Below are 11,474 nucleotides of genomic sequence, written 5' to 3' on the forward strand. Positions count from 1 at the left end.
TGGATCGAGAAAGCTGTCTTCAACCGCCCGACGTATCGCAAGTTCGGTTTGCATTTGCCTTTGCAAGATGATTTCTGGCGGAGCGCGCCGTGATGGCCGGCAGAGTGAGAATATGGACGTGCTCGACAATCCCGCACCAACCGCGACGCAAGTCCGACCCTGGCACCCGAAATGGGGGGCAAGGCTCGGGGCGACTTATTTCGTGCACAAGGCGTTCCCTTGGTTGGGTCACTATTTCGGCGATTCACCGCTTCTCTCGACGCTTGCCCCCAGGCTCGATGGTATCGTTTCCTGGGGCGGGCGGCTGCCAGCACAGACAGCAATGCGAATTGCGCGATTGCGCAAGCTTCCGCATTGGCATCTAGAGGATGGCTTCCTGCGCTCCGTCGGTCTTGGTAAGGATGGAAGTGTCCCGATCTCGATTATCGTCGATGATAAAGCACTGCCGGTCGATGCCGGTCGCATCTCTCGATTGGAATTGCTGATCCGCGATGCGGCTGGCGGCTTAGCGCATGATGTTGGTGCCCCGATCCGCCAAGCCCTGGTGGCGCACAAGCTGTCGAAATACAACAACCTCCCTCACAGCGAACCTCGTCTCGAGCCCTCGACACGGCACAGGATCCTGCTGGTCGATCAGGTGTTTGGGGATGTTTCCGTTGAAAAGGCCTTAGGCTCGCCTTCTGCCTTTGACCGCATGTTGGATGATGCCGTTGCAAGCGGCGCGCAGATTGTCGTTCGCACGCATCCAGACGTTATTGCCGGTCATCGCAAGGGCTATATGACCGAACGCGCATCGAAGTTGCCAGGCGTAACGCTGATGGCTGACAAGGTATCTGCCGCGGCCATTCTCGCCGTCGTCGATGAGGTCTGGACCGTCTCCAGCCAAATGGGCTTCGACGCACTTTTGCGGGGCCTTCCCGTTCGTTGTTATGCGACCCCATTTTATGCGGGCTGGGGGCTGACAGACGACCACGTGGAAGATCGTGCCCAATTGGCCCATGCGCGACGGGCAATTGCACGCCCCACCCTCGATCAGCTTACTTTCGCAGCGTTCGGTCTCTACCCCGTCTATCGTCATCCAAAGACATGGGCGATGTTGGAGCCGCTCCAGGCAATCGATTATCTGGTCGAGGAAATCGCCACAACTCAGCGGAATGCCTGATTTTTTAATGGCCACAATTTCTTAATCAGCGCAGCCCTCAGTCGGGATTGCAGATGACGCGGTAAGAGACTGTCGTCCATGTCACTTCATTTTCCCGGCAAAAAGCGATGCGGGGAAAGTTGCAATAGACCCTTGGGGAAAGTGTCACTAGGAAGCCGGGGAAAGTGTCAATAGCGTCGTGGTGAAAGTGTAAATAGGTCTTGGGGAGGTGACGAAGCCAAAATCGGTCACCGCAAGTGGTGCTGTTTCCGACCGTCATGTCCGCCGTGCACACATGGTCTACGATGCGTTTCGCCGCGCCCTGCCAGTAGCTGCAGAGCTTCTTCGACACCGTGAGGTGGGTGACGGTGCGCAGTACGTCGGCCAGCGTAAGCCCATGTTGCGGGTGTCCTCATTCCAGGCGACGGGTTCTCGTCGGAGGCGCCACGGGTGATCGTGCGGTTCGGCGCATCGTGATTGTGTTCGCACAGGGAAAGCACCGCTTGCCGTTCTGGTTCTCCTTGCGGCGGCGGTCGATGCGGTCCACCTTCTCGTACTCCGGTTTGATGTGGCCACCGACATACTTCGTCAGATGTTCTCCGGCGTAAAAAGATCGAACGGCAGGAAGGTCTGTCCCGGGGCGCCCGTCGGCCCTTTGCCGATTGCCTGCACCATCAGATTGATTGTTTCCCGTGCAAGGGCCCCCGTCGGCGTCGATATCGCCAGGGTCACGACATCGTCGGCGAGTGCTAAGCGCGACTCCGGCGTCAATTCATTGACGACAGCGATCAGCTTGCCTTCGAGTTTTTCCTCGCGGATCGCCGAGATTGCTCCTTCCATGCCGCCGCCGCAGACGTAGAAGCCCGTCAAATCCGGGTGGCGCTGCAAGAGGTTGAGCGTCGCTTCGTGGGTGATCTCGGCGGTGTCGAGATTGACCATGGTGTCGAGCACCTCGAATTCGGACGCGTGCTCGCGAAAATAGGAGCGGAAACCGATCTCGCGCAGTTCATGGCCAAGAAAGCGATGGCTGCCGACGAACGCTGCGACCTTGCCCGGTTTCTTCGCAGCCTTGGCAATCATCCAGGCCGCTGTCCTGCCGACCTTGTGATTGTTCAATCCGATGTAACCTTCGCGGATGCCGGCTGCAAAGTCGGAAAGCAGCGAGAAAACCGGGATCCCGCGTTCCTTCAGTTCTTCGACCACCGCGGTCACTGCCGGATAGTCCGGCGCGACGAGCGCAATCGCCTGATTGCGGGCAGCCATCGCCTTCAGCTTCTCGGTGATACCCGTCGGCGTGGAGTTGGCGACGAATTCGATCTGGGGCAGGACGCGGACATTTGACATCGCCAGCGCTGCGTTCTCGATCTCTTTGGCCACAGTTTGGTAGAAGGATTGTTGCGGCTTTTGCAGGAGAAAGCCGAGGCGGTATTGCGGAAGGTCCAAGAAGACCCGCTGACGAAGCAAGCCGACCGCGTGGTAGCCAATGGACTTAGCCGCATCATAGACCCGTCGAGCCGTCTCTTCGCGCACCGGATGTCGGCCGTTGAGCACGCGGTCCACGGTGGCGACGCTGACGCCCGCGGCGCCGGCAAGATCGGCAATGGTCGGTCTGTTGCTCATCGGCTGCCCCTGAAACTATTCCATCATTCATGAAATGCAAGATTTGATGGTATTTGATAGAATATATCATAACTGCATTGAGGACTTGCAAAAGTCAACCTATCGTCAGTTCCAAGAGATGAGGAACGGCCGCCGGCGTGTGGTCGATTGCGGGAGGAGAAAACGGATGGCGATGGTTCCGACGAAGCGAGACTACAGTCTGCTTGGACGCGACGCTCAGGCGGCAGTCGCCAACGGTTTGTCGGCGGCGGAGTGGTATCACACCGAGATCCCGCGCAAGCAGATGAAGGAACTGATGAAGCGCGAGGATGGACCGGCGATCCGCGACACGGCCATCTGGTTCGGCAGCCTCATCCTCTTCGGCGGCCTCGGCGTCTATTTCTGGGGGACCTGGTGGGCCGTGCCCTTCTTTCTCGCCTATGGCGTCCTTTACGGCTCGGCTTCCGACAGCCGTTGGCATGAATGCGGTCATGGCACGGCGTTCAAGACGATGTGGATGAATGACGTCGTCTATCAGGTCGCCTGTTTCATGATCATGCGCAATCCGGTGACCTGGCGCTGGAGCCACACCCGTCACCACACCGACACTGTCATCGTTGGGCGGGACCCTGAAATCGCCGTCATGCGGCCGCCGGATCTGCTTCGGCTCGTCTTAAACTTCTTCGGCATCTTGGATGTCTGGCATGCCGTCATCGACATGGTGCGCAATGCCTTCGGCGTCATCAGCGCAGCGGAAAAAACCATCATTCCGGAAATGGAGCAGCCCAAAGCAATACGGATCGCGCGGATCTGGTTTGCGATCTATCTCGCAACCATCGGCCTGTCATTCTATCTCGGCTCGATCCTGCCGATGATGCTCATCGGCCTGCCGCGCCTCTATGGCGCCTGGCACCATGTGCTGACGGGCCTCCTGCAGCACGGCGGGCTTGCCGACAACGTCACGGACCACAGGCTGAACAGCCGCACGGTCTACATGAACCCGATCAGCCGCTTCATCTATTGGAATATGAACTACCACGTCGAGCACCATATGTTCCCGATGGTGCCCTACCATGCGCTGCCGCGGCTTCACGCTATGATCAAGTACGATCTGCCGGCGCCGAATCCATCCATGCTCCACGGCTACCGCGAGATGCTCCCGGCCTTCCTGCGTCAGCTGAGGAACGAGGACTATTTCCTCAAGCGCGACCTGCCGCCGACGGCAAAACCCTATCGCGAAGAGTTTCACAGCGATGCCCTGGTTCATGCTGCCGAATAGGCACGCCAGCAAACAACAGCATTTGGAGGAAAGAACATGAGTGGAAACTGGATCGAGGTCTGTGCGGCCGACGAGATCGACGAAGAGGATGTGATCCGCTTCGACCATGACGGGCGCACCTTTGCCGTCTTCCGCAGCCCCGACGACGAATATTTTGCGACGGATGGTCTCTGCACCCACGAGCACATCCACCTCGCCGATGGCCTGGTGATGGACGACATCATCGAGTGTCCGAAACACAATGGCCGCTTCAACTACAAGACCGGACAGGCCAAGGGCGCCCCCGTCTGCGTCAACCTGAAGACCTACCCGGTCAAGGTCGAGGCCGGCAGCGTTTTCATCGCCGTCGCCTAAGCGAGCTCAAGGCGTCCAACGAGACATTGGGAGAGGCACATGAACAGGATTGTCATTGTCGGCGCCGGCGAGTGTGGTGCGAGGGCAGCTTTTGCGCTGAGGGAAAAGGGCTATGAGGGTGACATCACGCTCATTGGTGCCGAGGCACATCTGCCTTACGAGCGGCCGCCACTCTCGAAGGAAGGTCTGGCTGGACAGCTTGAGCCCAAATTCGTCGCCGACGCCGAGCGCTATCAATCTGCCGGGATCCAGGTATTCACCGATACGCCGGTGGAGGCCATCGATCGTGATGCGAAAACAGTACGACTCGCCGACAGGCGGCAACTCTCTTACGACAGGTTGTTGCTGACAACTGGTGCGAGGCCAAGGTCATTGCCGGGCTTGTCAGAGGCATCACCACTTATCCGGATGCTTCGGACGCACACCGATGCCGCCGTCATCCGCTCAAAGCTCGCGCCGGGCAAGCTGCTTGCCATTATCGGTGGCGGATTTATCGGCCTGGAACTCGCAGCGACCGCCCGCAAGCTCGGCGCAGATGTCGTTCTCCTCGAGGGCCTGCCACGGGTGCTTTCCCGCGGTGTGCCGGAAGAAATCGCCGCCGTCGTTGCCGCGCGGCATCGACTGGAAGGTGTGGACATTCGCTGCAGTTCCAGGATCGCCGGCATCGAAGAACGCGAAGAAAAGGTTGAAATTCAGCTTGCCGACGGAGACCACCTTGTCGCCGACCTGGTCGTTGTCGGCATTGGAGCCGTGCCAAACACGGCATTGGCCGAGGCTGCCGGCCTTGCCATCGACAATGGCATCGCCGTCGATGAGACGCTTTGCACCTCGGACCCCGACATTTTCGCGGCCGGCGATTGCTGCTCCTATCCGCTCGGGCACTACGGTGGTCGACGCATAAGGCTTGAAGCCTGGCGAAACGCGCAGGACCAAGGAACACTTGCGGCGGCCAATCTGCTCGGTGCTGCCGAGACGATTGTGAGCGTGCCCTGGTTCTGGTCCGATCAATATGACCTGACCCTGCAGATCGCCGGCCTTGCCGATAGTGCTGTGATGACGGTGCAGCGGGACCTTGGCGATGGCGCCTTCATTCTCTTTCATCTTGACGCCAGCGGTCGACTGATCAGTGCGAGCGGTATCGGCACAGGAAACGCGATCGCTCGCGACATCCGCCTTGCCGAGATGCTGATTGCTGCCGGGAAAAGGCCGGATCCTCAGGCGCTCGGCTCAATCGACACGAAGCTGAAGGTATTGCTCGCCGCCTGAGGCACGATGCTTCTTCCTCTGTCATAACAACAACCGATACCCGGAGATCCTGATGCGAAACCGCCGCCCGACCGTTGCCGACCTTCTTTCGATGAAAGGCAAGAGACAGTTGACGATGCTGCGGGTCGAAACGCTGGATGAGGCGGAAGCCGCCGAAGCCGCCGGCATCGATCTGGTCTCCGTGCCGCCGGCGCTGCTTGGGCCGGAGTTTCGCGAAGTGGCCCCGACCTGTTTCGCCTTCCCGGGCCTCGAATATGGCGATCTGGTCACGGCCGAGGAATATATCCGCGCCGCATTCAAGGCGCTCAAAGCGGGAGGCGACGCGGTTTACTGCGCGGCAAGCCTTTCTACCGTTCGCCGCATGCGCGAAGAGGGTATCCCGGTCTGCGGGCACGTCGGCCTCATCCCGTCGAAGGCCACCTGGACCGGCGGGTTTCGCGCCGTCGGCAAGACGGCGGCAAGCGCTATCGAGACCTGGCGCCAGGTAAAAGCGTTGGAAGAGGCAGGTGCCTTTGCCGCCGAGATCGAAGTGGTGCCCGGCGAGGTCGCCGCCGCGATCAGCGCGAAGACATCGATGCTCATGTTGTCGATGGGCGCCGGCACGGGCTGCGACGCGCAGTATCTCTTCAGCGATGACGTGCTCGGTGCCAATCGTGGTCACGTTCCCCGTCACGCAAAAATCTATCGCAACTTCGCCGTCGAGTATGAGCGACTGCAACGCGAGCGCGTCGCTGCCTTCTCGGAGTTTGCCGAAGACGTGCGGTCCGGCGCCTATCCCGACAAAGGCCATCTCGTCGGGATAGACCAAACGGAACTGAACGCGTTTCTGTCGGATCTTGAGCGGGTTTGAGCCGGGGCTTGCCTTGCCTTGCTCGGTCTAGTTGGTGTATTCAGCCTGTCTGAATATCTCCCACGCAGCAGCACCGGATTTCCACTTGAACGCGTTCGTCCAGGGTACCCTGACTTTTTTCGCCATTCTTGCGGTCATCTACGCCGCGACGGTGCTCGTTTATTTTGCGCTCGGCTACGGCATCACCTGGCTCAATGATCGCAATCCGGAGCGGCGCATCCAGAAGGGGCGTCGGGGGGAGAAGCGAAAGGCGGTCGAGATCCGCCAGAGCATGGCGTCGATCCTCGTGACCTGCACATCCGTCGCGATCGGTCTCTTTGCCCAGTATCAGGGCTGGACACTGTTCACGCCCTGGGCCTTCAGCTGGTGGACGGCGGTACCACTCTTCTTGCTCTGCATGGTGCTGTTCGACGCCTGGTTCTACTTCGCGCACCGGCTGCTGCACACCAAGCTGTTCTACAAATATCACCTGCTGCATCATCGAAGTGTCGCCCCGACCGTGTGGAGCAACGATTCGATCGGTCTCGTGGATACGGCCCTGTCGCAGGGCTATTACGCCGTCATTATCCTCCTGGTGCCGTTTCCGCCGCTGATCCTGCTGGCGCACAGGCTGTTCGACCAGATCAACGGCACCTTCGGGCATGCGGGGTTCGAGTATTTTGCCTCGCCGACGGCGCGCTATCCGTGGCCGCTGTTGTGCACGACCTATCACGACCAGCATCACGCCGAATTCAATTACAACTACGCGAACTATTTCTCCTTTTGGGACCGTGTTCTCGGCACGATCTCGCCAGTCTATGACCGCCGGGTGGAGACGTTTGAAGGCGAGGCACCGGCCATCAGCCTCAAACGACCTTCGCAATCGACCCCGACGCAAGAGGCGTCGGCAACCTCCGATCGGTAGTTCGTGGGCCAAGGCCGCAACGCCATTTTCTCTGATATCCGAATTCGTTAGGCGATTTTTCTCGTTCGGGAAACAAGCGAAGATCATGGTGCCTCGTCGTCTCCGATAGCGGCCGTTAGGTTTCATCCAACCTGCCGCCTCTATTCCACCGGAGATACCCATGAAGAAACTGCTGATCGCGGGCGCTGCCTTTGTTGCGCTCCTGAGCGGACCGGCCCTTGCCGAAGCGCCGACCTCCCTTCTCAATGCCTCCTACGATGTTGCGCGGGAAGTCTTTGCGGCCGAGAACGAAGCCTTCATCAAGGCGCATCCGGGGATCACCGTCGACCAGTCGCATGCAGGCACCTCCAAGCAGGCGCGAGCCATCGTCGAAGGCCTGGAGGCCGACGTCGTCACCTTCAATCAGGTCACGGATATCGACTTCCTGGCAAAGAACGGTTTCGTCGCCGAGGGGTGGCAGAAGGATTTTCCGAACAACGCTTCGCCGTTCTATTCCTTCCCGTCCTTTCTCGTGCGCTCCGGCAATCCGAAGGGCATCAAGGATTGGGGCGATCTTGCGCGTGACGACGTCAAGGTGATCTTCCCGAACCCGAAGACATCGGGCAATGCGCGCTACACCTATCTGGCGGCAACGGCCTATGCCAAGGAAGCCTTCAAGGACGACCCGGCCAAGGTCACCGAATTCGTCAAGAAGATCTTCGACAACGTTCCGGTCTTTGATACCGGTGGACGAGCGGCAACGACGACCTTTGTCGAGCGCGAAATCGGCGACGTGATCATTACCTTCGAGGCGGAAACCCGCTCGATCGCCAAGCAGTATGGTACCGACAAGTTCGAAAGTGTCGTGCCTTCCGTCAGCCTGCTTGCGGAATTCCCGGTTGCCGTGGTCGACAAGGTGGCCGAGAAGCGCGGCTCGCGCGAATTGGCAAAGTCCTATCTCGATTTCCTCTACACCGAGGAGGGCCAGAAGATTGCCGCTGAATACGGCCACCGCGTCCACAACGAGAAAGTGGCAGCGGAATTCAAGGACCAATTTCCGGAGATCCGCTTGGTGACGGTCGAGAACGTGTTCGGCGGCTGGGGCAAGATCAAGGACGAGCACTTCGCTTCGGGCGCTGCGCTCGACCAGATCTACGGCAATCGCTGAAAAAGCGATATCAAACCGATCCAATTTACCCGGCGCGTTCTGCTCGCCGGGTTCTGCCATGAATGAAAGTTATGCCGCCGTGGAGGCGATCAGTTGAAACGCAATGTCCTGCCCGGCCTGCACCTGTCGTTGGGCATCACCCTTTTTTATGTGGGGCTGATCGTCGTGTTGCCTTTGGCGGCACTGGTCTTCAAGGCGGCGAGCCTTGGGCCTGCCGAATATTGGGCGATCGTCTCTTCACCGCGCGCTGTCGCCAGCTACCGCGTCACCGTGCTTTCGGCCCTTGTTGCCACCGCCTTCAACCTCGTCTTCGGCCTGGCGCTTGCCTGGGTACTCGTTCGCTACCGCTTCCCTGGGCGTCGGATCATCGACGCGATTGTCGATCTGCCTTTTGCCCTGCCGACGGCCGTGGCCGGCATTGCGCTGACGACGCTGTTTTCATCCAATGGGTGGTTCGGAGCACTTTTAGCACCCTTCGGTATCAAGGTGGCGTACACGCCAATCGGCATCATGGTGGCCATGTGTTTCACCAGCCTGCCCTTCATCGTCCGCACCGTACAGCCGGTGCTTGAGGATCTCGATCCTGCACTGGAGGAGGCGGCCCAATCGCTCGGCGGATCGGACGGCGCCATTTTCGTGCGCGTTATCCTGCCCTTGCTGATGCCGGCGCTACTGGCTGGCCTATCACTGTCCTTCGCGCGGTCGCTTGGCGAGTTCGGCGCGATTATCTTCATCGCCGGCAATCAGCCGATGGAAACCGAAATCACCGCATTGCTCGCCTTCATTCGGCTTGAGGAATACGACTATCAGGCCGCCGCTGCCATCGCGTCAGTGCTGTTGATCACCGCTTTCCTGATGCTGGCGGCCACCAATCTCCTGCAGGCACGTGCCTTGCGCTACACCGCGAGGTCTTGAGATGATACCGACCAGACGCAAACCGCCGCGCGTCGGCGACGGCCCGATCATACGCCGTGTGTTGATTGGCACGACCCTGTTCTTCGGTGCCATTCTGGTGCTTGCCCCCCTGATCGTGATTGCAGTCGAAGCCTTCGGTCAAGGTCTCAAAGCCTATGCGGCTACCATCGCTCATCCCGATACACGCCACGCCATTTTCATGACGGTGGCAACCGCGTTGATCGCCGTTCCTATCAATACCGCCTTCGGTCTTGCGGCCGCCTGGGCAATCACCAAGTTCGATTTTTGGGGACGACGCTTCCTTCTCGTCGTGATCGAGATCCCATTTTCGATCTCGCCGATCGTTGCCGGCGTCGCCTATCTCTTCGTCTACGGTCTGCAAGGGTTGTTCGGCCCTATGCTGGAGGCTGCGGATATCAAGATCCTGTTTGCCCTGCCGGGAATTGTGCTTGCATCGATGTTCGTGACGGCACCTTTCGTGGCGCGTGAGCTCATTCCATTGATGCAGGCGCAGGGCAGGGACCTCGAAGAGGCGGCAACCTCGCTTGGCGCGTCAGGCTGGCGCACGTTCTTCTCCGTCACGCTTCCCAATGTGAAATGGGCGCTGCTTTACGGCGTGGTACTCTGCAACGCCCGGGTCATGGGTGAGTTTGGTGCGGTCTCCGTGGTCTCCGGCAATATTCGCGGCCAGACCAACACGCTGCCGCTCCATATCGAACTGCTTTATCACGACTACCAGGCGGCGGGCGCCTTTGCCGCTGCCTCAATCCTTGCGACGCTCGCCGTCGTCACCATCATTGCCAAGGTCGCGCTTGAGCGTCGCGGCGCAGGCCGCCGGCCGGCGCTTGCCGCCGCCGCCAAAGAACAGAATGCAGGAACCCGACCATGAAAATCCGTCTCGAGCAGGTCGTGAAGACCTTCGACACGTTCCGCGCCGTGCACGGCGTCTCGCTCGACATCGAGAGCGGTCAGCTGGTGGCGCTCCTCGGTCCTTCCGGATCCGGCAAGACGACAATCCTGCGCATGGTGGCCGGGCTAGAATATGCCGATGGTGGCCACATCTATTTCGGCGACCAGGACGCGACCGACATCCCGGTGCGAGACCGTGGCGTCGGCTTCGTCTTCCAGCACTACGCGCTCTTCCCGCATATGACCGTTGCCGAGAACATCGCCTTCGGCATGAAGGTTTCCAAGACCAAGCGCAGCAAGCCCGAGATCGCCACGCGTGTCTCGGAACTCCTGCGGCTGGTAAAGCTCGAAGGACTTGGCGACCGCTTCCCTGGCCAGATTTCCGGCGGTCAGCGTCAGCGTGTGGCCCTTGCCCGCGCACTTGCCGTCGATCCGAAGGTGCTGCTTCTCGACGAACCTTTCGGAGCGCTCGATGCCAACGTTCGCCGGGATCTCCGCCGCTGGCTTCGCGAAATTCACGACGAACTCGGCATTACGACCTTGTTCGTGACGCATGATCAAGAAGAGGCGCTCGACCTTGCCGATCGCGTCGTTATCCTGGATCAAGGTAGGATCGTGCAAGAGGGATCGCCTGCCGAAGTCTGCCGCGCGCCGAACTCGGCATTCGTGATGCGGTTTTTGGGGGATGCGAACCGCATCGCAGCGACCGTTCGGAACGGGCAAGCCTATATCGGTGAGACCGTGATCGACGCGCAGTCGTCGAGCGATGGCCCGATCGACATGTATTTGCGCCCAGGCGACGTCGACTGGAATCCCGTGGGCGACGGCATACCTGCCACGATCGTCAGGGTTCTCGATCGACCCGGCGGTAGACGGGTTCTTGCCAACGTCGAAGGTGGAACAGCATTGGAGTTCGATGTGGCACCCGAGACCGATGTAAAGCCTGGGCAGGTGGGAAGTCTGACAATCAAACGGGCACGCCTTTACCCGGCCTGAAACAACACTGGGTTCATGGATATTCGGTTTGCGCAGATAACTGGAATTATGAGTTAAATTTCATTCAAAGCTCTGGCATAAGCGGCATACCGACTCCGGTTTCGCTGAATTGCA

The 11,474-nt window shown here is 59.7% G+C and carries 11 protein-coding genes; 10 read left to right on the plus strand and 1 reads right to left on the minus strand.

From position 1 onward, the window contains the following. Window positions 1-112 precede the first annotated feature (112 nt). Complete coding sequence (locus tag IB264_RS29610) at window positions 113-1,162, plus strand: capsular biosynthesis protein (RefSeq protein WP_192434618.1); 1,050 nt, start codon at window positions 113-115, stop codon at window positions 1,160-1,162. Window positions 1,163-1,729: 567 nt separating this feature from the next. On the opposite strand, the gene IB264_RS29615 is transcribed toward IB264_RS29610, so the two are convergent. Continuing rightward, a complete protein-coding gene (locus IB264_RS29615; protein ID WP_192434620.1) occupies window positions 1,730-2,761 on the minus strand; it encodes a LacI family DNA-binding transcriptional regulator in 1,032 nt (343 codons plus the stop codon). 166 nt (window positions 2,762-2,927) lie between these two features. On the opposite strand from IB264_RS29615, the gene IB264_RS29620 reads away from it, so the two are divergent. From IB264_RS29620 to IB264_RS29660, 9 genes are all read left to right on the plus strand, one after another. Beyond that, window positions 2,928-4,019, plus strand: a complete 1,092-nt coding sequence (locus IB264_RS29620; RefSeq protein WP_192434622.1) for a fatty acid desaturase family protein — start codon at window positions 2,928-2,930, stop codon at window positions 4,017-4,019. Window positions 4,020-4,055: 36 nt separating this feature from the next. Then, the gene (locus IB264_RS29625) at window positions 4,056-4,373 is read left to right on the plus strand and encodes a MocE family 2Fe-2S type ferredoxin (RefSeq protein WP_057220237.1); all 318 of its coding nucleotides are present in this window, start codon (window positions 4,056-4,058) and stop codon (window positions 4,371-4,373) included. A gap of 39 nt (window positions 4,374-4,412) precedes the next feature. Next, window positions 4,413-5,639 carry an NAD(P)/FAD-dependent oxidoreductase gene (locus tag IB264_RS29630; protein WP_192434624.1) on the plus strand — a complete coding sequence of 409 codons (1,227 nt, stop codon included), beginning with the start codon at window positions 4,413-4,415 and terminating at the stop codon, window positions 5,637-5,639. A 52-nt stretch (window positions 5,640-5,691) separates the two neighbouring features. Further along, entirely contained in the window at window positions 5,692-6,489 is a 798-nt protein-coding gene (locus tag IB264_RS29635; protein ID WP_192434626.1) for a 3-methyl-2-oxobutanoate hydroxymethyltransferase, read from the plus strand. 85 nt (window positions 6,490-6,574) lie between these two features. Next, window positions 6,575-7,393, plus strand: a complete 819-nt coding sequence (locus tag IB264_RS29640; RefSeq protein WP_246811848.1) for a sterol desaturase family protein — start codon at window positions 6,575-6,577, stop codon at window positions 7,391-7,393. A 160-nt stretch (window positions 7,394-7,553) separates the two neighbouring features. Continuing rightward, a complete protein-coding gene (locus tag IB264_RS29645) occupies window positions 7,554-8,540 on the plus strand; it encodes a sulfate ABC transporter substrate-binding protein (RefSeq protein WP_192434628.1) in 987 nt (328 codons plus the stop codon). Window positions 8,541-8,633: 93 nt separating this feature from the next. Next, window positions 8,634-9,455, plus strand: coding sequence for a sulfate ABC transporter permease subunit CysT (gene cysT, locus IB264_RS29650; RefSeq protein ID WP_025428993.1), 822 nt, complete (start codon window positions 8,634-8,636; stop codon window positions 9,453-9,455). A gap of 1 nt (window position 9,456) precedes the next feature. Next, window positions 9,457-10,344, plus strand: a complete 888-nt coding sequence (gene cysW / locus IB264_RS29655; RefSeq protein WP_025428992.1) for a sulfate ABC transporter permease subunit CysW — start codon at window positions 9,457-9,459, stop codon at window positions 10,342-10,344. After that, the gene (locus IB264_RS29660) at window positions 10,341-11,360 is read left to right on the plus strand and encodes a sulfate/molybdate ABC transporter ATP-binding protein (RefSeq protein ID WP_192434631.1); all 1,020 of its coding nucleotides are present in this window, start codon (window positions 10,341-10,343) and stop codon (window positions 11,358-11,360) included. Before cysW ends, IB264_RS29660 begins: the two co-directional genes overlap by 4 nt. Window positions 11,361-11,474: the final 114 nt, after the last annotated feature.

The organism is Ensifer sp. ENS11, from assembly GCF_014851895.1.
GTDB classification, from domain to species: domain Bacteria; phylum Pseudomonadota; class Alphaproteobacteria; order Rhizobiales; family Rhizobiaceae; genus Ensifer; species Ensifer canadensis.